The sequence below is a fragment of the Nocardia sp. NPDC005746 genome (assembly GCF_040630785.1).
Classification (GTDB): Bacteria; Actinomycetota; Actinomycetes; order Mycobacteriales; family Mycobacteriaceae; genus Nocardia.
Window position 1 is genome coordinate 47,535 of record NZ_JBEXYE010000008.1, and the last position, 24,688, is coordinate 72,222.

2 protein-coding genes (1 of these 2 running past the window's edge) are annotated in these 24,688 nt (G+C 72.4%); both read right to left on the reverse strand.

The annotated features are described in order from the left end of the window. Positions 1-19,077 carry a non-ribosomal peptide synthase/polyketide synthase gene (locus ABZ412_RS16980; RefSeq protein WP_357281708.1) on the reverse strand — a complete coding sequence of 6,359 codons (19,077 nt, stop codon included), beginning with the start codon at positions 19,075-19,077 and terminating at the stop codon, positions 1-3. Next, positions 19,077-24,688: the 3' end of a non-ribosomal peptide synthase/polyketide synthase gene (locus tag ABZ412_RS16985; RefSeq protein ID WP_357281710.1), read on the reverse strand. 12,340 nt of this gene lie beyond the right edge of the window; 5,612 of the gene's 17,952 nt are visible here — the last part of the coding sequence; the start codon falls outside the window, past its right edge; the stop codon is at positions 19,077-19,079. The genes ABZ412_RS16980 and ABZ412_RS16985 overlap by 1 nt, the downstream gene beginning before the upstream one ends.

Genomic DNA, 24,688 nt, shown 5'->3' on the forward strand with positions numbered 1-24,688 from the left:
TCAGTGCCACAGTGCGTTCAGCGACCGCGCGATGAGCGCGAGCGCCGTCGGCGATGTCATCTGCCAATGGGTTTCGGGTACCGCGTGATCGCGCACCGCGCCGTCGACGGCGGCGGTCCACCCGGCGGCGCCGGCGGCGGCCGGTTCCTCCAGGGCTGCGGTGAAATACGTGAGGTCGCCGTGGAAACGGCCGGGGCGGTAGGCCTGGGCCAGCTCCATCGAGCGCAGGCTCGACGCGAGGATGCGGGCGATCCGGTCCTCGCCGAGCGAGGCCGGACTCCAGCCGTCGCCCTGATCCGGCAGCGCGACCACGCGGGCCGCGAGGTCGGCGGGCGTGGTGACGGCCTCGAGATCCAGGTCGCCGGCGCGGTCACCGAGCAGGCTGCCCAGCAGTTCCCGCACCTCGGCCAGGGCGGCGTCGGTGGACACCGGCCCGGCCCCGGCCGGAGCCAGGTGGCTGTCGAGCATGGCCAGTGTGGCGACCTGCTCGCCCTCGCCCTGCAGTCGCACCGCGACCGCGTGGGCGAGGACACCGCCGAGCGACCAGCCGAGCAGGTGGTACGGCCCGGACGGCTGCACCGCCCGGATCGCGGCCACGTATTCGGCGGCCCAGTCCTCGATCGAATCCGGCAGCACGCCATCGGCTTTCAGGGCCGGTGACTGCAGACCGTAGATCGGGCGGTCGGCGTCCAGGTGGGCGGCCAGGCCCGCGAAGGACCAGGAGATGCCGCCGACCGGGTGGATGCAGAACAGCGGTTCCGCGCTGCCCTCGCGGCGCAGCGGCAGCAGCACGTCCAGCGCGGCCTCCGGATCGGCGCCGCTCGCCGCGTCCAGTTCCCGGGCCAGCTCGCCCGGGGTGAACGCGGTGAACAGCAGCAGCACCGGGACCGTGGTGCCGAGCAGTTCGCCCAGTCGCGACGCCAGCCGGGCCGCGACCAGCGAGGTGCCGCCGAGCTCGAAGAAGCTGTCGTCCAGGCCGACCCGCTCGACGCCGAGCACCTCGGCGAAGGCGGCGCACACGGTGGTCTCCAGCTCCGTTGCCGGAGCCCGGAATTCGCGGGCGGCGAACTCGGGAGCCGGGAGCGCCCGGCGGTCGAGCTTGCCGGAGGTGTTGAGCGGCAGGGCGTCCAGGGTCACGAAGGCCGAGGGCACCATGTACGAGGGCAGACGCTGCGCCAGTGCGCGGCGCACGGCGTCGGTATCCGGGGCGCCGGAGCCCGCGGGCACCAGGTAGGCGACCAGGTGCTCGCCGCCGCTGTCCTGTCCCGGCCAGACCACGACCACGGCCTGGTCGATCTCGGGCAGCGCGGTCAGCGCCGTCTCGACCTCGCCGAGCTCGATGCGCAGACCGCGCAGCTTCACCTGGAAGTCGGTGCGACCCAGGTACTCCAGCTCACCGTCACGGTTCCACTTGACCAGGTCACCGGTGCGGTACATACGCTCCGACGTCCCGAACGGGTTGGCCACGAAACGATCCGCGGTCAGGTCGGGGCGTTCCACGTACCCGGTGGCGAGCTGGTCACCGGCCAGGTAGAGCTCACCGGCGACACCCGCCGGAACCGGCCGCAGGCGCGAATCGAGCACGTACACCTGGGTGTTGAACACCGGACGACCGATCGGCACGGTGTCCACGTCGGCGTCCACGACCCGGTGGTAGGTGACGTCGACCGCGGCCTCGGTGGGGCCGTACAGGTTGTGCAGCTCCGCGCCCGTGAGCGCCCGCAGCCGCTGGGCCACGCCACCCGGCAGCGCCTCACCGGAGGCAAACACCTGACGCAGGCTGTGTCCGATCTGCCCCTCCGCTTCGCTCCGGGGCGGGTTGCTGCTCTCCAGCTCCGTGACGAAGGCGGCCAGCATCGAGGGCACGAAGTGGGCGGTGGTGACGCCCTCGGCGTCGATGACGCGGGCCAGGTAGGCCGGGTCGCGGTGGCCTTCGGGGGCGGCCACGACGAGGCGCGCGCCGACCTGCAAGGGCCAGAAGAACTCCCACACCGACACGTCGAAGGTGGCGGGCGTCTTCTGCAGCACCACGTCCGCGGCGGTGAGCCGGTACTCGGACTGCATCCACACCAGGCGGTTGACGATCGCCTGGTGCGACACCGCCACACCCTTGGGGCGACCGGTGGAGCCGGAGGTGAAGATGACGTACGCGGTGTTCCCCGCGACCAGGCCGTGCCGGCGTTCCCGCGCGGTGATCGGCTCGGACTGGTAGCCGCCGAGCTCGAGCCGGTCGAGTCGCACGGCCGGAATCGCCTCGTCCAGTTCGAGATCCGCGGCGGTCAGCACCAGGACGGGCCGCGCGGTGTCGAGGATGTGGGCGATCCGCTCCCCCGGCTGGGCCGGGTCGACGGGCACGTAGGCGGCGCCGGTCTTGAGCACCGCGTAGATGGCCACGACCAGGTCGGCGGAGCGCGGCAGCGCCAGGGCCACGGTGTCGTGGGCGCCGACGCCGTGCTCGATCAGGAAGCGCGCCAGGCGGTTCACCCGCGCGTCCAGGTCGGCGTAGGTGAGCGCCAGGCCCTCGGCCACCAGGGCGATGTTCCAGGGGTTGGCGGCCACCGCCGCGTCGAACAGCGAGACCAGGGTGGGTTCGGGTTCGACCCCGAAGACCGCCGCCGAGTCGTTCCACTCCTCGAGGATGAGCGTGCGCTCGTCCGCGTCGAGGAGGTCGATGTCACCGGTCCGCACCGACGCGTCGGCGATGACCGCGTCGAGCACCCGCTGGAAGCGGCGCACGAACGACTCCACGGTGGCGGCGTCGAAGAGGGCGGTCGCGTAGGTCATGGTGGCGGTCAGTCCGGCGGGAGTTCCGTCGGCGTCGTAGCTGTCCACGATCACCAGGTGCAGGTCGAACTGCGTGACGTCGCTGTCGAATTCGACGGCGGCGACGGTGAGACCGTCCAGGTCGAAGGCGGCCGGACGCTGGTTGTTGAAGGAGAAGCCGACCTGCACCAGCGGGTGGCGCGCGGTCGAGCGCTCCGGCTTGAGCACCTCGACCAGGCGCTCGAACGGCACGTCCGGGTTGCCGAAGGCGGCGACGTCGTCGGTCCTGACCCGGCGCAGCAGCGCGTCGAAGCCCTCGGCCGGGTCGACGCCGGTGCGCAGCACCAGCGTATTGACGAACATGCCGACCAGGTTGTCGAGCGCGGCGTCCTCGCGGCCCGCGATCGGGGTGCCGACCGCGATGTCGGCCGACCCGGTGAGCCGCGACAGCAGGGTCGCGAACGCGGCGTGCACCGTCATGAACAGGGTGGCCCCGTTCGCGCGGCCCAGATCGGTGAGCGCGGTGTGGGTTTCGGCGTCGACGGTGAAGTCGACGCGACGACCCGCGGTCTCCAGCACCACCGGGCGTGGCCGGTCGGTGGGCAGCTCGAGCTGCGGCGGCAGCCCGGCCAGGCGTTCGGTCCAGAAGCCCAGCTGACGGGAGATCAGCGAGTCCGGATCGTCCTCGGCGCCCAGCAGATCGCGCTGCCAGACCGCGAAGTCCGAGTACTGCACCGGCAGCGGCGTCCACGCCGGGACGACGCCGGACTTGCGGGCCGCGTAGGCGGTCATGACATCCCCGGCCAGCGGGGCCAGCGAGGCGCCGTCACCGGCGATGTGGTGCATGACCACCACGAACACGTGGTCCTCGGGGGCCAGCTCGTACAGCGCGGCCCGCAGCGGCACCGACGCGGTGACGTCGAAGCCCTGACCGATCAGCTCGGTGACCGCCGCGACGACGGTCTCCTCGGTGGCCGGAATCGCTGCCAGCGCCGGCAGTTCCGCGACCGCGGTGGCGGGCAGCACCACCTGCACCGGACCGGTCACCGTCTCCGGGTAGACCGTGCGCAGCACCTCGTGCCGGACCACCACGTCGGCGATCGCGGCCTGCAGCGCCGCCACCTCCAGGGGTCCGGTCAGGCGGATCGGGAGCGGGATGTTGTAGGCGGTCGAATCCGGATCCAGGCGATTGAGGAACCAGATGCGCTGCTGGGCAGGCGAAACCGGCGCGGGGCCGACCGCCGTGCGGGGCAGCAGCGGCGGGCGGACCGCGGCGTTCCGGTCGGCCGCGACCGCGGCGGCGGCCAGCGCCTCCAGGTTCGGCGCCTCGAACACCGCGCGCACGGGCACCTGTGCGCCGAACGCGGCGGACAGCCGCACGGCCACCTGGGTGGCGGTCAGCGAGTTGCCGCCGAGGGCGAAGAACTCGTCGGCCAGGCCGACCCGCTCCGCGTCCTCGATGCCCAGCACCTCGGCCACGATGCCGGCCACGGTGCGCTCGGCGTCGGTGCGCGGGGCGACGAACTCGGCGGTGCGGAGTTCGGGCTTGGGCAGGGCGCGGCGGTCCAGTTTGCCGTTGACGGTCAACGGGATTCCGTCCACCACCACGAAGGCCGACGGGATCATGTAGGACGGCAGCCGCTCGGCGGCCCCGTCGCGGACGGCATCCACGGCGGGCGTGATGCCGTCCTCCGGCACCAGGTAGGCCACGATGCGCTGATCGCCCGGCTGGTCCTCGCGCACGATGACCGCCGCCTGCGCGACGCCCGGCTGTGCGAGCACGGCCGCTTCGATCTCGCCGAGTTCGATGCGGAAGCCGCGCACCTGGACCTGATCATCGGCGCGGCCCAGGTATTCGAGTTCACCGTCGCGGTTCCAGCGGGCCACGTCACCGGAGCGGTAGAGCCGCTCGCCCGGCGCGCCGAAGGGGCTGGCCACGAAGCGGGCCGCGGACAGGTCCGGGCGGTTCATGTAGCCGCGCGCCAGCTGCGCACCGGCCACGTAGAGCTCGCCGGAGACACCGACCGGTACCGGGTGCAGTCGTTCGTCGAGGACGTAGGTGCGCAGCCCGCGGATGGCCTCGCCGATCACCGAACCGGTCGCGGCGGCGATGGTTCCGGCGTCCAGGGACCGGTGGGTGACGTGCACCGTGGTCTCGGTGATGCCGTAGATGTTCACCAGTCGCGGCTCGGCGCCGCCGCGGCGGGCGACCCAATCCGAGAGGCGGCGCAGTTCCAGGGCCTCACCGGCGAGGATCAGGTATCGCAGCGACAAGTCGTGCGCGGTGCCGGCCGCCGCCGCGAGGCGGTCCGCCTCGTCGAGCTGGTAGAAGGCCGAGGGGGTCTGGTTGAGCACGGTGACCCGCTCCCGGCTGAGCAGTTCGAGGAACTGCTCCGGGGAGCGCGAGAGCAGGAAGTCGACCACCACGACCTTGCCGCCGTGGAAGAGCGGGCCCCACAGCTCCCACACCGAGAAGTCGAAGGCGTAGGAGTGGAACAGAACCCACACATCGTCCTGGCTGAACTCGAACTCGGGAACGATGTTCTCCATGAGCTGCACCACGTTCCGGTGCGTCACGCCGACGCCCTTGGGGCGGCCGGTGGAGCCGGAGGTGTAGAGCACGTAGGCCAGGTTGTCCGGGTGCAGCGGGGCGGGACGGTCGGCATCGGTGACCGGCGTGCCCGGGAATTCCTCCGAATCCTCGTCCAGGCGAATGATGTTCAGCGCGGCGGTCGCGGCGCCTCCCAGCGCTTGTTCGACGCCGACGGTGGAGTCGGTGATGACGCTGGTCGGCTTCGCGTGCTCGAGCACGTAGCCGATGCGGTCGGCCGGGTAGGCCGGGTCCAGCGGCACGTAGCCCGCACCGGCCTTGAGCACGGCCAGCAGGGCGACGACCAGCTCCGCGGTGCGCGGCAGCAGCACCGCGACCAGGGATTCCGGGCCCGCGCCGTGGCTGATCAGCCTGCGCGCCAGCATGTTCGCGCGCCGATCCAGTTCGGCGTAGGTGAGCTGCTCGTCGCCGAAACCGACGGCGATCCGCTCGGGGTGGCGTGCCACCGCGTTCTCGAACAGGCTCGTGATGGTGTCGCCGGTCTCGCCGATGCCCGCGCCCGGACCGCTCCACAGCTCGAGCACATTGCGGCGCTCGGCCGCCTCCATCAGCTCGATGTCACCGATCGGCGGGGTCACGTCGGCGGCCACGGCGCGCAGCACGTGGTCCAGGCGGTCGGCGAAGGACGCGATGGTCTCGGCGTCGAAAAGATCGGTGGCGTAGTTCCATTCGATGGCCAGCCGCCCGTCGGCGTCCGGCTCGTCGGAGACGGTGACCTGGAGGTCGAAGCGGGACACCGGGGCCTCGTAGTCGACGCCGGCCAGGGTCAGGCCGGGCGCCGAGTAGGTCGGGGTGTCCAGGTTCATGTACGCCAGGGCCACGGTGAACAGCGGGTTCCGCGCCTGGGTGCGGGACACCCCGAGCGCGTCCACGACCTGATCGAAGGGCACGGTCGCGTGGTCGAACGCGGCCAGGTCGGCGTCGCGGGTCTGCGCCAGCAGCGCGTCGAAACCGCGGTCGAGTTCCGGCTGGGTGCGCAGTACCAGGGTGTTGACGAACATGCCGACCAGGTCGTCGAGGGCGGCATTGCCGCGGCCCTCGATCGGGGTGCCGATGGCGATGTCGGTGCCGGCCGACAGGCGGGCCAGCAGCAGCGCCAGCGCGGCGTGCCACACCATGAACGGGGTGACGTTGTGCGCCTCCGCGATTCGCTTGATCGCGGCGGCCAGGTCGCCGTCCACCGTGGTGTGCAGGTACGCGCCGCGGCCGGACGCCGCCTCCGGGCGGGGCCGGTCGGTGGGCAGGGACAGTTCCTCAGGCAGGTCGCGCAGCGTCTCGGTCCAGAACGCGAGCTCGCGGTCCCCGATGAGCTCGAGGGTGGCCCGCTGCCAGAGCGCGAAATCGGCGTACTGCACGGGCAGGTCGGTCCACTCCGGCGCGTGTCCGGCCGCCCGGGAGAGGTACGCGGTGACGGTGTCGCGCAGCAGCGGGTTCATCGACTGGCCGTCGCCCGCGATGTGGTGCTGCACCACGGCGAGAACGTGGCTGTCCTCGGATTCGCGCAGCAGCGCGGCGCGGATCGGCACGGTGGTGGTGACGTCGAATCCGGTGTTCGCGAAGGCCGCGATCCAGGCCGGGTCGGCGGCGTTCTCGCCGGTGTGGATCTCGAGCGGGAGCGGCGCGGTCTCGGCAGGCAGGACCAGCTGGTAGCCGACGCCGTCCGCGTCCGACGGGTAGATGGTGCGCAGCGCCTCGTGGCGGGTGACCACGTCGCCGAAGGCCGCCAGCAGGACGCTGGTGTCGATCTCGCCGGTGATCCGGACCGCCGAGGGCAGGTTGTAGGCCGCGGATTCCGGGTCCAGCCGGTTGAGCAGCCACATGCGGGTCTGCACCGGGGACAACGGGATTCGCTCCGGCCGGACCATGCGCCGCAGCGGCAGGCCGGTGCCCGCCGCGGTGGCCAGCGCGGCCAGGCCCGCGACCGTCGGGGCCTCGAACAGCTGACGCACACTGAGTTCCACGCCGAGGGCCGCGTTGGCGCGGGCGATCAGGCGCATGCCGAGCAGCGAGTTACCGCCGCGGGCGAAGAAGTCGTCGTCCGCGCCGAGGGTGACGCCGCCGAGCAGATCTCCGGCGAGGGCGGCCAGGGTGGCCTCCGCGCCGGGCGCGGGCTCCCGGAAGGCGACCGTGGTCGCGGTGAACTCGATAGCGGGCAGAGCCGCACGGTCGAGCTTGCCGACGGTGGTGAGCGGCATCGCGTCCAGTACCGCCACGTGGGCGGGCACCATGTAGGAGGGCAGCTGGGTGCGGGCATGGGCCAGCACCGCCTCGGCGTCGAGCTGCTCGCCGGAGACGTAGCCGACCAGGCAGTCCGCCCCGGTGGTGTCCTTGGCCAGCAGCACCACCGCGTTGGCCACGCCGGGCGCGGACAGCAGGGCGGCCTCGATCTCGCCGAGCTCGATGCGCTGACCGCGCAGCTTGATCTGGAAGTCGTTGCGGCCCATGTAGACCAGGTCGCCGGCGCGGTTCCAGCGCACCAGGTCGCCGGTGCGGTACATCCGCGCGCCGGGCACGCCGAACGGGTCGGCCACGAACCGGTCGGCGGTCAGCGCGCCGCGGCCCTGATAGCCGCGGGCCAGCTGGGCGCCGGCCAGATAGAGCTCGCCGATGACGCCCATCGGCACCGGGCGCATGCGGGCGTCGAGCACGTAGGCGCGGGTGTTCCAGTTCGGGCGGCCGATGGCGACCTCGAAATCCGGGTCGGCGTCGGAGAACTCGTGGTAGATGGTCGAGATCGCGGCCTCGGTCGGACCGTAGGCATTGTGCACCGAACCGCCGACCAGCTCACGCAGCCGGCCGAGCAGCTCGACGGGCAGCGCCTCACCACCGGTGTGCAGGTGGCGGAACGACTTCAGGGCGTCGCCGTGGCCCTCGGCGATCAGCGCGGCCAGCACCGACGGCACGTGTTCGGCGATGGTGACGCCGAATTCGCGCATCAGGTCGGCCAGGTAGTCCAGGTCCAGCGGGCCCGGGCGCGGAATCACCAGGGGCGCACCGACCATGGCGGGCAGGAAGCACTCCCACACCGAGACGTCGAAGGCCAGCGGCGCCCGCTGCATGATGCTGTCGTCGCGGGTGACGCCGTAGCGCTCCTCGAGCCAGCGCAGCTGGTTCATGATGGCGCGGTGGCTGGTGGCCACGCCCTTGGGCAGGCCGGTGGAGCCGGAGGTGTACAGCACGTAGGCGAGGTTGTCCGGGTGCAGGACGCCGAGCCGGTCCGCGTCGGTGATCGGTGCGTCCGAGAACTCTTCCAGCGCACCGGATTCCGCCAGCTCGGCGAGGTCGAGCACGCGCACGCCCGCGAGTTCGGGCAGCGCGGCCCCGCCGAGGGTCAGCACCAGGGTGCTGCTCGACGTGCCGAGCACATGCGCGATGCGGTCGGCCGGGTGGGACGGGTCGACCGGCACGTAGGCGGCGCCGGCGGCCACCACCGCGAACAGCGCGACCACCATGTCGACGGACCGCTGGGCGGTGACGCCGACGATCGCGTCCGGGCCGACGCCCTGCGCGATCAGCAGGCGGCCCAGGCGATTCACACGCCGGGCCAGGTCCGCGTAGCCGACCCGCTCGCCCTCGAAGACGAGCGCGTCCACGTCGGGATCCAGCGCGGCCCGCGCGTCGAGCAGCTCGGCCAGGGTCTCGACCGGCAGCGGCCGGATGGTGGCATTGCGATCCACCAGCAGCGCACCGCGTTCGGCGCGCGACATGATCTCCACGTCACCGGCGGCGACGCGGGGATCGGCGAGCAGCGCCCGCAGCACGCGTTCGAAGGTCTCCTGGAAGCCACCGATGGTGGCGGCGTCGAAGAGGTCGGTGGCGTAGGTGATGTAGACGTCGATGCCGCCGGGCGCGCCGTCGGCGCCGGTGGTCTCGGCCAGCGTCCAGTCCAGGTCGAACTGGGTGGCGGTGGCGTCCACGGTGAGCGCCTCGATGGCCAGACGGTTCAGCTTGATGCTGGGCCGGGCGTGGTTCTGCAGGGTCAGCGTCACCTGGGCCAGCGGCGCGTGCGCCTGGGAGCGCACCGGATTCACCGCTTCGACCAGCATCTCGAACGGCACCACGGCGTGGTCGAAGGCGGTCAGGTCGGTGTCGCGAACCTGGGTGAGCAGCTCGGCCAGGGCGGCGTCCGGGCGCACCTCGGTGCGCAGCACCAGGGTGTTGACGAACATGCCGACCAGGTCGTCGAGGGCCTCGTCGCCGCGGCCCGCGACCGGGGTGCCGATCACGATGTCGGCGGTGCCGGACAGGCGGGCCAGCGTCACCGACAGCGCGGTGTGCAGCACCATGAACGGGGTGACCCGGCGCTCGGCCGCGAAAGCCAGGACGGCCGAATGCAATTCGGCGTCGAAGCGGCCGCTGAAGCCCGCGCCGCGACCGCTGGCCACGGCGGGCCGGGGACGGTCGGTGGGCAGGGGCAGCACGTCCGGGACGCCGTGCAGGCGGCGGGTCCAGTGCGTGAGCTGCTGGGCCAGCACCGATTCGGAGTCCTCGGGACCGCCCAGGGCGGCGCGCTGCCACAGCGCGAAGTCGGCGTACTGCACCGGCAGCGGCGCCAGGTTGGGGACCTCACCGGCGCAGCGGGCCACGTAGGCGGTGGCGATGTCTCGGGTGAGCGGGCCGAAGGACCAGCCGTCGGCGGCGATGTGATGCACCACCAGGACCAGCAGGTGGACGCCCGGCTCGTCGGTGAGTTCGAGCAGCCGGATGCGGAACGGCACCTCGGCGGTCACGTCGAAGGCGGTACGCGCCACCGATTCCACCAGTCCGGGCAAGTCGGCGGAGGTGACGGGCTCGGGGACCAGGTCGATCAGGCGGGTGCCGGTGGGCAGGATGAGCTGGCCGGCCTGGCCGTCGTGCTCGGGGTAGATGGTGCGCAGGGTCTCGTGGCGGTCCACGACGTCGGCGACCGCGGCACGCAGCGCCTCGACATTGAGCGCGCCGGTGAGGCGCAGCGCGAACGGAATGGTGTAGCCGTCGCGGATGTCGAAGCGGTTGAGGAACCACAGCCGCTGCTGGGCGATGGACAGCGGGATGTGGTCGCCGCGTTCCTGCGCGACCACGGGCGGCAGCTCGACCAGCGTCTCGGCGTCGGCCGCGCGGATCTTGGCGGCCAGGCCCGCGACGGTCGCGTCCTCGAACACCGCGCGCAGCGGAATCCGCACGCCCGCGGCCTTGCCCAAGCGCGCCACCAGCTGGGTGGCGATGAGCGAGTTGCCGCCGAGCGAGAAGAAATCGTCGTCCGCGCCGACTCGCGCGGCGCCGAGCAGCGAGGCGAAGACCTCCGCGACGATCCGCTCCTCGGGGCCGGTGGCCGCACGGAAGGCGGTGGTGGCGGCGGCCGGGGCGGGCAGCGCGCCGCGGTCCAGCTTGCCGGAGCTGTTGACCGGGAAGGACTCCAGGGCCATCAGGACGGCGGGCACCATGTAGACCGGTAGTCGCTGCGCCAGTTCGGCTTTCAGCGCGGCCACCGAGATCTCCGCGCCCGGGGCGGGCACCACATAGCCGACCAGCTGCGCGTCGGCGCCGGAGCCGTGCACCACGACCACGGACTGGGCGACCCCGGGGTGCGCGGTCAGCGCGGCCTCGATCTCCCCCAGCTCGATGCGCAGACCGCGCAGCTTCACCTGGAAGTCGGTGCGACCCAGATACTCCAGCTCACCGTCACGGTTCCACTTGACCAGGTCACCCGTGCGGTACATACGCTCCGACGCACCGAACGGATTGGCCACGAAACGATCCGCGGTCAGGCCCGGGCGGGCCACGTAACCGACCGCCAGCTGGTCACCGGCGAGGTACAGCTCGCCCGCGACGCCCACCGGGACGGGGCGCAGCCGCGCGTCCAGCACGTAGAGCTCGGTGTTGAAGGTCGGGCGGCCGATCGGCACGGCGTCCACGTCGGCATCGGTGACCTGGTGGTAGGCCACCTCGACCGCGGCCTCGGTCGGGCCGTAGAGGTTGTGCAGTTCCGCGCCGGTCAGCTCGCGCAGCGTGTGCGCGGGCTTCGAGGACAGCGCCTCACCGGAGGCGAAGACGATCCGCAGCGAGGTGCACCGCGCGGCGGCCTCCTCGGCGACGAAGACGGTCATCATGGACGGCACGAAGTGCGCGGCCGTGATGCCCTCGCGAGCGATGAGTTCGGCGAGGTACACCGGATCGCTGTGGCCCTCGGGCTTGGCGATCACCAGGCGCGCACCGATCTGCAAGGGCAGGAAGAACTCCGGGACCGACACGTCGAAGGTCATCGGGGTCTTCTGCAGCACCACGTCGGCGGCGGTCAGGCCGTGCGCCGACCGGCCCCAGACCAGGCGGTTGACGATCGCGGCGTGGCTGACCGCGACGCCCTTGGGGCGGCCGGTGGAGCCGGAGGTGAAGATGACGTAGGCGGTGTTGGAATCCCGCAGCGGGGCAATGCGATCCGCGTCGGTGATCGGCGCGTCGGCGATGCCGGTCAGGTCGAGCAGGTCGATGCGCACCTGGGCGGTGTCGAGCGGCAGATCCGCACCGCAGGTCAGCACGGTCACCGGGTCGGCGGTCTCGAGGATGTACTCGAGGCGCTCGGCCGGGTGGTCGGGGTCCAGCGGCAGGTAGCCCGCGCCGGCGGCGGACACCGCGTACATGCCGATCACCAGGTCCAGCGAGCGGCGCATGCCCAGTGCGACCAGGGATTCCGGTCCGACGCCCTCGCTGATCAGCCAGCGTGCGAGCCGGCGGACCCGGCTCGCGAACTCGGCGTAGGACAGACTCGTCCCCTCGAAGGTGAGCGCGACGCTGTCGGGGGTGCGCGCGACCTGCTCCTCGAACAACGAGATCAGCGTCTTGGCGTCCGCGGCGGCGGCCGGGGTCAGGCCCAGCGCGGCGTCCACGTCGAAGGCGGTGGCGTTCCAGCCCCGCACGACGAGTTCCCGCTCGGCGTCGCCGAGCAGGTCGATGTCGCCGACCAGGATGGAGGCGTCGGCGGCCACGGCGGCCAGCAGGCGGCCGAACTGCTCGGTGAGCGAGGCCGCGGTGGCGGCGTCGAACATCTCGGTGGCGTAGCGCAGGTTGCCGGTCAGCCCGGCCTCGTCGCCGAGTTCGCCGACCACCAGGTGCAGGTCGAATTTGACGGTGGGGTCGTCGATCTCGACCGGGGTGACGGCCAGTTCGGGCAGTTCGAAGGTGCCGGCGCCGCCGCTCATGCGGGCGTCGTTGAACGACAGCATGACCTGGGCCAGCGGCGGCGCGCCGGTGGTGCGGTCCACGGCCAGCGCGTCCACGATGCGCTCGAAGGGCAGCTCGGCGTGGCCGAAGGCGGCCAGGTCGGCGGTGCGCACCGTGCCCAGCAGATCGGTGAAGGGCCGGTCGGCCTCGACCTGGGTGCGCAGCACCAGGGTGTTGACGAACATGCCGATCAGGGCGTCGAGTTCGCGTTCGCCACGGCCACCGATCGGGGAGGCGACCGGGATGTCGGCGGTGCCGGAGGTGCGGGCCAGCAGGGCCGCGAAGGCGGCGTGCACGACCATGAACAGGGTGACGCCGTGGGCGCGGGCCAGCTCGCGCAGTCCGGCGGCGACGGTCTCGTCGACCGAGAACGGCACGGCGGCACCGGCATTGGTGGCGACAGCGGGGCGGGGGCGGTCGGCCGGGAGGCTCAGCTGCGGCGGCAGGCCCGCCAGGGTCTCGCGCCAGAACTCGATCTGCTGGTGGGCGACGGTGCCGGGTTCGGCGGCGTCGCCGAGCAGTTCGTGCTGCCACAGGGCGTAGTCGGCGTACTGCACGGCCAGCGGTTCGAAGCCGGGCTCCTGCCCCGCGGTCCGGGCCAGGTAGGCGCGCATCAGGTCGCCGATGAGCGGCTGCAGCGACAGCGCGTCGGCGGCGATGTGGTGCACGACCACGGCCAGCACGTACTCGGTGTCCCGCGCGGCCTCGTCGGCGATCACGCTGTGCTCATCGACGATGAAAAGACCGATGCGCGACGGCAGTTCGGTGGTGACGTCGAAACCGGCGGACGCGAAGGCGGTGATCGCCCCGGCCATCTCGGCCGCGCTGACGGGCACCGGGCTCAGGCTCAGGCCGATGTCGTCGATATCCAGGATGTGCTGGTACGGACCGGCTTCCGAGTCCGGGTAGCTGGTGCGCAGCGACTCGTGGCGGGCCAGCACGTCCAAGGTGGCCTGCTCGAGGGCGGCGATGTCCAGGTTGCCGCGCAGGCGCAGCACGATCGGCAGGTTGTAGACGCTGTGCTCGCCGTCCTCGGCCTCGATGCGGTTGAGGAACCACAGACGCTGCTGGGCGGGCGAGAGCGGAATGCGCTCCGCTCCACCTCCCTGCGCTCGGCGCGGGCGCGCGGCCAGCGCCGGCCGGGCGGCATCGGGGTTGGCGGCGACCAGCGCGGCGGCCAGGCCCTCGACGGTGGAGAACTCGAACAGCAGGCGCACCGCCACCCGGGAGCCGAGCTCGGCGCCGATTCGGGAGGTGACCCGGGCGGCGTCCAGAGAGCTGCCGCCCAGGGCGAAGAAATCGTCGTCGAGGCCGACGCGCTCGACCGTCAGCACCTCGGCGAACACCGCCGCCACCAGGCGCTGGGCCGGGTCGACAGGCTCGCGGAAAGCCTTGGCGCGCAGTTCCGGAACGGGCAGCGCCTTGCGGTCCAGCTTGCCGCTGGAGTTGAGCGGCAGTTCGGGCAGCGCCATCAGGGCGGTGGGCACCATGTAGGGCGGCAGCACCCGGGTCAGGCCCTCGCGCAGGGTCTCCGGGTCCAGCTCGACGCCCGGGGCGGGCACCACGTAACCGGCCAGGAAATCGCCGGAGTCGGCGCCGACCAGGCGCACCGCGGCCTGGGCCACCTCGGGGGCCAGCAGCAGGGCGCTCTCGATCTCGGCCAGTTCGATGCGCTGGCCGCGGAACTTGATCTGGAAGTCGAGGCGCTCGAGGTAGACCAGCTCGCCGTCCTCGGTCCACTTCACCAGGTCGCCGGTGCGGTACATGCGCTCGCCCGGCCGCCCGAAGGGGTTGGCCACGAAGCGATCCGAGGTGAGGTCGAAGCGGCTGTGGTAGCCGCGGGCCAGCTGGGTGCCGGCCAGGTACAGCTCGCCGGGCACGCCGATGGCGACCGGGTGCAGGCGCGAATCCAGCACGAACACCTGGGAGTTCCACTCCGGCTCGCCGATCGGGACGGCGAGGGTGTCGGAGCGGTGCGCCTCCCGGAAGGTGATGGACACCGCGGCCTCGGTGGGGCCGTACAGGTTGTGCACACCGGCATCGCTGACCGCCCAGAAGGCGGTCACGGTCTCGGGCGGCAGCGCCTCGCCGATGACGAAGATGTCGCGCAGCGAGTCGAGTTCGCCCGCCTCGGCGTGCGCGGCGAACACCGACAGCATGGACGGCACGAAATCGGTCAGCGTGACCTGGTGCCGGGCAATGGTTTCCGCGATGTAGCGGGGGTCGCGGTGGCCGTCGGGGGTGGCGACCACCAGGGTCGCGCCGGCGCGCAGCGGCAGGAAGTAGCCCCACAGCGAGACGTCGAAGGTGGTGGCGGTCTTCTGCAGGTAGACATCCTGCGCGCGGACGCCGTACTCGGCCTGCATCCAGGCCAGCTGGTTGGCGATGGCGCGGTGGGTGACCGCGACACCCTTGGGCTTGCCGGTGGAGCCGGAGGTGAACAGCACGTAGGCGGGGTGGTCGGGGTGCAGGACCCCGTGCCGCTCCTTGTCGCCGATCTTGGCGGCGGAGTAGTCCTCGAGGCTCAGCTCGTCGAGGTGGTGCAGGGGCACATCGATGGTCTCGGGCAGCGTGAAACCGTCACGGCGGGTGGTGAGCACCGAGTGCGGGCCCGCGGTGGCCAGGATGTGGCCGATCCGCTCGGCCGGGTGCGCGGGATCGACCGGCACGTAGGCGCCGCCCGCGCGCAGCACGGCGTACATGGCCACGACCAGTTCCACCGAGCGCGCCATGGCCAGCACGACCAGTGATTCCGGGCCGACGCCGGCGGCGATGAGGTGCCGCGCCAGGCGGTTGGCCCGCTCGGAGAACTCGGTGTAGGTCAGTTCGGTGTCGCCGAAGACCAGGGCGCGGGCCTTCGGGCTGCGCGCGACCTGCGCGTCGAAACCCTGGTGCAGGAACAGATCCGGGACGCGCGAGCCGGTGGCGTTCCAGCTGGAGGTGACGTAGTCGTACTCCCCGGCGTCGAGCAGTTCGATATCGCCGACGGCGACCATGGCGTCCGCGGTGGCGGCGGCCAGCAGCCGGCTGAACTTGGCGGCCAGCTCGCGCACCGTGTGGTCGTCGAAAAGGTCGGTGGCGTAGGTGTATTCGACCCGGTAGCCGTCACCGGCGGTGTTCACGGTGAGCTGCAGGTCGAACTTGGCGATGCCCGGATCGAAGTCCAGTTCCTCGGCCGTGAGGCCGGGCAGCCCGGCGGTCAGCTCGCCCAGGTTCTGCATGAACAGGGCCACCTGGAACAGCGGGTGGCGGTTACGGGCGCGCGGCGGGTTGAGCACCTCGACCAGGCGCTCGAACGGCACGTCGCGGTGGGCGAAGGCGCGCAGATCCCGGTCGCGCACATGGGCGATGAGATCGCCGAAGGAGTCCGCGCCGCGCACCTCGGTGCGCAGCACCAGGGTGTTGACGAACATGCCGACCAGGTCGTCGAGGGCCTGATCGCCGCGCCCGGCCACCGGGGTGCCGATGGCGATGTCGGTGGTGTTGGACAGCCGGGCCAGCACGGCGGCCAGCGCCGCGTGCAGCACCATGAACGGGGTGGCGCGGTGCGCGGCGGCCAGCTTGTCCACCGCGGCCCGCAGGTCGGCGTCGAGCACGGTCTCGAAGGTCGCGCCGCGGCCGCTGGAGGCGGCGGGCCGGGGGCGGTCGGCGGGCAGGTCCAGCTGGGCGGGCAGATCGGCGAGTTCGTCGGCCCAGAAGGCGATCTGGCGGGCGGACACCGAATCCGGATCGGACTCGTCGCCCATCCAGGCGCGCTGCCACAACGCGTAGTCGGCGTACTGCACGGCCAGCGGCGCGAACTGCGGGCGCTGCCCGGCCTGGCGGGCCACATAGGCCATCACCAGGTCGCGCACCAGCGGGCCGATGGAGGCGCCATCGGCGGCGATGTGGTGGGCTACCACGACCAGGGTGTGGTCGCCGGGGCCCGAGCGCAGCAGCCGGGCGCGCAGCGGCACCTCGGCGGTGACGTCGAAACCCTGTGCGGCCAAACCGAGTACGGTGCCGACCAGCTGGTCCTCGGGCACGTCGCGCGGGGTCAGGTCGACCGCGGCGGCGGGCAGCACCATCTGGGCCGGGCCCTGCTCGGCGGCCGGGTAGTAGGTGCGCAGCGACTCGTGCCGCTCCACCACGTCGGCGAACGCGGCCGCCAGCGCCGCGGTGTCGAGGTCGCCGCGCAGCCGCAGCGCGAACGGCATGTTGTCCACCGCGGCCGGATCGAATTCGTCGGCGGCCGGATCGTATTCGCTGCGCGCGTAGTGGTTGAGGAACCACATGCGCTGCTGGGCGGGCGAGAGCGGGATGTGGTCCGGGCGCGGGCCCGCGGTCAGCGGCGGCCGGGCCGGTCCGGCGTTGTCGCCCAGCGCGGCTAGCGCGGACACCGTCGGCCGCTCGAAGAAGTCGCGCACGTCCACGGTGACGCCGAGGGTCTCGCGGATGCGGGCGATGGCGCGGGTGGCGATCAGCGAGTTGCCGCCGATGGCGAAGAAGTCGTCGTCCGCGCCGACCACCTCGAGGTCGAGCAGGTCGGCGAAGATGGCCGCGACCGCCTCCTCGGCGGCGGTCTCCGGCGCGCGGTAGGCGGTGACGGCGTCGGCGAAGTCCGGTTCGGGCAGCGCGCGGCGGTCCACCTTGCCGTTCACGTTCAGCGGCAGCTGCGCCATCGGCACCAGCAACGACGGCACCATGTACTCGGGCACGTGCGTGCGCACGGTGGAAAGCACGGCCGCGCTGTCGATCTCGTGACCGTCGGCGGCCACCACGTAGCCGACCAGGTTCTGCTCGCCGTTGGCGCGGGTGTGCATGAGCACGGCCGCCTGCGCGACGGCGGCGTCGCGGCGCAGCGCGGTCTCGACCTCGCCCAGCTCGATGCGCAGGCCGCGCATCTTCACCTGGAAGTCGCTGCGGCCCACGTACTCCAGCTCGTCGGGGCCGTTGTCGGGGTTGGACACCCAGCGCACCAGGTCGCCGGTGCGGTACATGCGGTCGCCGGAGGGGCCCTCCGGGTTGGCCACGAAGCGCTCGGCGGTCAGGCCGGAGCGACCGGCGTAGCCGCGGGCCAGCTGCGGGCCGGCGATGTAGAGCTCGCCGACCACGCCGACCGGCACCGGACGCAGATCCCCGTCCAGGACCAGCACTTCCACGTCGTCGCCGGGGCTGCCGATCGGGATGGAGTCGACGTCGGCGGCGGTGACCTCGTGCGAGGTGGCCAGCACGGTGGACTCGGTCGGGCCGTACACGTCGAAGAGGGTCGCGCCACTGACGCTGCGGAAGTCAGCGGCGGTTCCGACGGGGACGGTCTCGCCACCGGTGAGCAGGTAGCGCAGCGAGTCGGGCATCTCCTCGCCGCTGCGCATCACCTCGCCCACCAGCGCGGCCAGCATGGAGGTCACGAAGAACGCGGTGGTGACCCGGGATTCGCGGATCACGTGCACCAGGTAGGCCGGGTCCAGGTGGCCGTCGGGCCGGGTCATCGCGATCCGGGCGCCGGTGGTCAAGGGCCAGAAGATCTCCCACACCGAGGCGTCGAACGTGGTGGAGGTCTTGAACAGCAGGGCGTCCTGGTCGGTGAGCCGGAACTGCCGCTGCTGCCAGCGCAGGAAGGCGATCACCGCGCGGTGCGGAATGGCCACGCCCTTGGGGCGGCCGGTGGAGCCGGAGGTGAAGATGACGTAGGCCAGGTTGTCCGGGCCCGGCTGGGGCAGCTCCGGGTCGTCGGCCGGAGACAGCAGCCGGTCGCCGTTGATGCCCAGTTCCCGTGCGTTGTCCTCGAATTCGTCGATGCGCAGCACCGGGGCGGCGATCTCGAAGGGCGGGTGGTCGGCGGTGGTGGTGAGCACCACCGCGGGCTTGGCCACCTCGAGCACGTAGGAGGTGCGCTCGGCCGGGTGGTCCGGATCGATCGGCACGTACGCGCCGCCCGCCTCCAGGATGGCGAACATGCCGACCAGCAGTTCGAAGGAGCGGCGCACCGCCAGGCCCACCAGCACGTCCGGGCCGACGCCCAGGGTGCGCAGGTGGCGCGCGAGAACGGTGACGCGGGTGGCGAATTCGGCGTAGGTGAGGGTCTCGCCGTCGTAGTCCATGGCGATGGCGTCCGGCGTGCGCTGGACCTGCGCGCGGAACTGGGTGCTGAGCGTCTCGACCGGGGCCAGCTTGGGGTCCAGGACATCGGAGGCCGCGAGCACGGCGTCGTCGACCAGGGCCTCGAGCGCCGCGGTCAGGCCGCCCGCCTCGCCGTCCATGAGGCCGGGCAGCTGGCCGGAGACCACCACCTGGATCAGCGCCTCGGGCTCGAGCGCGCCGCCCATGGCCTCGCTCAGCATGGCGATCTCGGCGGCCAGGACACCGTAGGCGACGGTGTCGCCCGCGTAGCGCAGCGCGACGCGGTCGGCGTCCAGCTCGGCCACGACGGCGATCAGACATGGTAGGTCGCCCACACCGTAGGCCCGGCGCAAGGCCGTGACCCGTCCGGTCCGGTTGGTGGCGATCGACTCTGCGTAGTGCATCAGAGGCTTCCTTCCGACGTGCTTTCCGTGCTGAGGACCAGGGCCTGCGCGTCCGCGGTGAGCGTGCTCAGGACCTGACGGAGTCCGGCCGCGCCGAGGGCGGCCAGAATGCCGGGCACCAGCCCGGCGAGTGCCACGTTGACCAGCGCCTCCGGTTTCGCGGCGGCGCCCATGGCGCGGGCGGTGACGGCGATCTTCTCGGCGAGATCCCGGTACGTCACCGTGTGCTCGCCGTGCGTGACGGCGACCGCTGCGGGAGCGGCGGCCGCGGCGGCGGCGATCAGGGTGGGTAGGTCGGCCGCGGCAGAGGTGGAGGAATTCTGCTGCGGCGCGACCGCTTCGGCCTTCGGCGCACCGGTGCCGGGGCGGCGGTTGCGCTCCGCCTCGGTCCGGATGTCGATGGCGCGCAACGACACGTCCGGATTCGCGACGACGGTGTCGAGGACCGACCGCAGGCGCTGAGCCAGCAGACGCACGGAGTCGGCCTCGAAAATGTCGGTCGCGTACCCGAATCGCATGTCCAGACCGGTGACCTTCCCGGCCGCGTCGTGCTGCTCGATGCCGGTGAGCTGGAGGTCGAACTTGGCCTCGATCAGCTCGGGCTCGAGCGCCGCCACGGTCAGCCCGGGCAGTTCGACCGACACCGGCGCCATGTTCTGGAAGGCGAAAGCCACCTGGAACAACGGGTTCACCGAGGCCGAACGGCCTCGGCCGGCGGCGGCCAGCACGGCCTCCACCACCCGCTCGAACGGGACGTCACCGTGGTCGAACGCGGCCAGATCGCGATCGCGCACCCGCTTCAGCAGGTCGGTGAAGGTCAGCTTGCCGTCCACCTCGGTGCGCAGCACCACGGTGTTGACGAACATGCCGATCAGGTCGTCCAGTGCCCGCTCACCGCGACCGGCGACGGGAACGCCGATCGAGATGTCGCGCTGGCCGGACAGTTTGGCCAGCAACACGGTGAAAGCTGCGTGCACGACCCCGAACAGGGTGGCGCCGTGCGCGCGGGCCAGGGCCGACAGTCGTTCGACGGTGTCGGAGTCCACCGCGAAATCGATCGTCTTGCCCAGCATTTCCCGCCGGGCCGGCCGGGGCCGGTCGGTGGGCAGCTCCAACTGGTCCGGGGCGGAGGACAGTTCGTCCACCCAGAAGGCCAGCTGGCGCGAGAGCAGGCTCTGCGGATCGGCGTCGGAGCCGAGCACAGTGCGCTGCCAGGCGGCGAAATCGCCGTACTGGACCTCGAGCGGGGTCCAGGCGGGAGCGGCGCCGGACGTACGGGAGGTGTACGCCAGCACCAGGTCCCGGGTCATGGGCAGCACCGAGTAGCCGTCGGCGCTGATGTGGTGCAGCACCACCATGAGGACGTGCTCGTCCGGAGCCAGTTCGAACAGCACGACCCGCACCGGCGGGGCCACGGTCACATCGAAGCCCGCCGCGGCCACCTCGACGAGCGTGGCCTGAAGGTTGGTCTCCGACACCGGAACCGGGGTCAGCTCGCCGTCGAGCTCGCCGACCTCGAGCACCACCTGCACGGCCTCGCCGTCCACCTCGGGGTAGCGGGTGCGCAGGATCTCGTGGCGCTCCAGCACATCCCGCAGGGCCGCCGTCAGCGCGGCCCGGTCGAGGTGTCCGGAGAGCCGGATGGCGGTCGGCACGTTGTAGGCGCCCGACTCCGGGTGCAGGCGGTTGAGCACCCACATCCGCTGCTGCGCCAGCGACAGCGGGGCCGGGCCCGGGTCGGTGCGGCGCACCAGCGGCGGCAGCGCGTCGGCGTGGTCGGCGGTGGCGATCCAGGTCGCCAGGCCGTCCACGGTCGGCGCCTCGAACAGGGCCGAGACCGGCACCCGCACACCGAGATCCGCGCCGAGCCGGGCGGCCAGGCGGGTCGCCATCAGCGAGTTGCCGCCGAGGGCGAAGAAGTCGGTGTCCAGGCCGATGAGGATGTCCTCGGCCGCGCCGATCACCTCGGCGAAGCCCGCCGCGACCGCCTGCTCGACGGCCGTGGTCGGCTCGCGGTAGGCGGCCACCGCGAAGACCGGCTCCGGCAGCTGGGCCCGGTCCACCTTGCCGTTGGCGTTCAGCGGCAGGGCGTCCAGGACCATCAGCGCGACCGGGACCATGTACTTCGGCAGCTCGGCGCCCAGGGCGGCGCGCAGCGCGGCCGACACCTCGTCGCGGCTCTCGGCGGCGGTGCCGGGCACCGCGGCGTAGGCGACCAGGCGCGACCCCGCGTCACCCGCGGTGCGGGCGACGGCGACCGCGGCGGTGACGCCGGGCTGGCGGCGCAGCGCGGTCTCCACCTCGCCGAGCTCGATCCGGAAACCGCCGATCTTGACCTGGAAGTCGGCGCGATCGATGTACTCGAGCGCCCCGTCCTCGCGCCAGCGGACGATATCGCCGGTGCGGTACATGCGGCCACCCGCGAACGGGTCGGCCACGAAGCGGTCGGCGGTCAGGGCCGGGCGGCCGAAGTAGCCGCGGGCCAGCTGCGCACCCGACAGGTACAGCTCGCCGGGCACGCCGACCGGGACCGGGGAGAGCCGGGCGTCGAGCACGTACACGCGGCTGTTCCAGGCCGGCGAGCCGATCGGCACGGCCTGCCGGTGGCGCTCGGTCACCTCGAAGGCGGTGATCGAGACGGCCGCCTCGGTCGGACCGTACAGGTTGAACAGCACTGCGCCGGAGTCGTTCCCAGCGTGGTGGTCCAGGAACTCGGCGGCCGTGGCGGCGGGCAGCGCCTCGCCGATGGCCAGCACCGCGCGCACCGACCCGGGCAGCGGGCCGCCGGCCAGCAGCATGCCCAGCAGGGAGGGCACCGGGTGCAGGACGGTGACGCCGTGGCCCTCGATCAGGGCGCGCAGGCGGTCCGGATCGCGCTCCTCGCCCGCGGCCGAGACCAGCAGGCTGCCGCCGGTGGTCAGGGTGGACCAGAACTCCCACACCGACAGGTCGAAGGTGGCGGGGGTCTTCAGCAGCGCGCGGTCGCCCGCGCCCAGCTCGAAGGTGGCCCGCAGCCAGCGCAACTGGTTGACGATGGCCGCGTGCGGCACCGCGACGCCCTTGGGCAGGCCGGTCGAGCCGGAGGTGAAGATGACATACGCCGGGTGCTGTTCGCGCAGCGGGCGCACCCGCTCGGCGTCGGTGACCGGGGCGGCGGACAGCGCGGACAGGTCGAGCCGGTCCACCTCGAACACCGGCACCTCGGTGGGGAACGGCACGCCGTCGGCCGAGGTGGTGAGAACCACTGCGGGAGCGGCGGTCTCGACGATGTAGGCGATGCGATCGGCCGGGTGGTCGGGGTCGATCGGCACGTACGCGCCGCCCGCCTTCACCACCGCGTACATGGCGACCACCAGGTCGATACCGCGGCGCATGGCCAGCACCACACCGGTCTCGGGTCCGACGCCCGCGGCGATCAGGCGACGCGCCAGGCGGTTCACCCGGGCGTCGAATTCGCCGTAGGTGAGCGAGGTTCCGGCGTCGTCCAGCAGCGCGACCGCGCCGGGGGCGGCGGCCGCCTGCTCGTCCACCAGGTCGGCCAGGGTGGCCGGGGTCAGCTGGCGCGCGGTGGCGTTCCAGTCGTGCAGGATGCGCTGACGCAGGCCCGCGCCCAGCAGGTCGACATCGCCGATGGCCGTCTCCGGCTGCGCCACCACGGTTTCCAGCACCCGGGCCAGCGCGGCGGTGAAGCGCTGCGCGGTGGCCTCGGTGAACAGGTCGTGGGCGTAGCCGAGGGTCAGCTCCAGTCCGGCGGGCGCGCCGGACTCGGCGTAGTGGTCCACCGCGAACAGGTGCAGATCGAATTGCGCGACGTGGGTGTCGAATTCGACCTCCGACACGGTCAGGCCGGGCAGCTCGAGGTTGGCACGCTCATGGTTCTGGAAGGACAGGCCCACCTGGACCAGCGGGTGCCGGGCGGTGGACCGGGCCGGGTTGAGCACCTCGACCAGTCGCTCGAACGGCACGTCGGCATTGCCGAAGGCGGCGATGTCGCCCGTGCGGACCCGGGCCAGCAGATCGGTGAACGGCTCGGCGCCATCGGTTCCGGTGCGCAGCACCAGGGTGTTGACGAACATGCCGATCACGTCGTCGAGGGCGGCGTCGCCGCGGCCCGCGATCGGAGTGCCGACCGCGATGTCGGAGGTGCCCGACAGCCGCGACAGCAGGGCGGCCCAGGCCGCGTGCACCACCATGAACAGCGTCGCGCCGTGGCGGCGGCCCAGTTCGGTCAGGCCGGCGTGCAGCTCGGCGTCCAGCGGGAGCCGGATGTAGCTGCCGCGCAGGCTCTGTCGCGCCGGACGCGGGTGGTCGGCGGGCAGGTCCAGCTGGTCGGGCAGCCCGGCCAGGGTCTCGCGCCAGTAGGCGAGCTGGCCCGCGGCCACCGACTCCGGATCGTTCTCCGAGCCCAGCAGCGCGCGCTGCCACAGCGCGTAGTCGGCGTACTGCACGACCAGCGGCGTCCAGGACGGCTTGGCGCCGGCCAGGCAGGCGTTGTAGGCGATCATCAGGTCGCGCACGAACGGCACCACCGAGGAGCCGTCGGCCGAGATGTGGTGCAGCACACCGGCGAGCACGTGGTCACCGGTCGGCACGCCGTCCGCGTCCACGATGCGCAGCAGCAGCACCCGCACCGGCACGTCCACCGTCACGTCGAAGGTGGTCATGGCGAATTCGGTGACCTTGCCGACCAGTTCGGCCTCAGTGAGGTCGACCGGCTTGAGCTCCGCGACCACGTCCGCGGCCGGCAGGATCACCTGCGCGGGGCCCGCGGCCAGCTCCGGGTAGACGGTGCGCAGGGTCTCGTGGCGTTCGATCACCGCCGCGAACGCGGCCTCCAGCGCCGGGGCGTCCAGTTCGCCGGTCAGGCGCAGCGCCACCGGGATGTTGTAGGCCGTCGACGAGCGGTCGAAGCGGTTCAGGAACCACATGCGCTGCTGGGCGGGCGAGAGCGGCAGGTGCTCGGGACGGGCGCCCGCGGCCAGCACCGGGCGCTTCGGGCCGTCGGCCTCGGCCTGCACCCGCGCGGCCAGCGCGGTCACGGTCGGGGCCTCGAACAGCGCGCGCACGCCGACGGTGGTGTCGAACAGCGCGCCGATGCGGGCGACCGCCTTGGCCGCGAGCAGCGAGCTGCCGCCCAGCGCGAAGAAGTCGTCGTCCGCGCCGACCCGCTCGATGCCCAGCAGGTCCGCGTACACGTTGGCGATGAGTTCCTCGGCCACGGTGGCGGGCTGGCGGTACTCGGTGCCCTCGAAGACCGGTGCGGGCAGCGCCGCGCGGTCCAGTTTGCCGTTGACGGTCAACGGGATCCGGTCCACGACCACCAGGGCCGCCGGAACCATGTGCTCGGGCAGTTCGCGGGCGACGGCGGTGCGCAGCTCGGTGGTGGACACCACCGAGCCCGCCGCCGGCACCACGTAGCCGATGATGCGGGAGACATCCGCCGCCTCGTCGTGGCGCACGATGACCGCGGCCTCACGGACCCGCGAATCCAGCAGCAGCGCCGCCTCGATCTCGCCCAGCTCCACGCGGAAGCCGTGCAGGTTCACCTGCTGGTCGATGCGGCCCAGGTACTCCAGATCGCCGGTGGGGGTCCAGCGCGCCAGATCGCCGG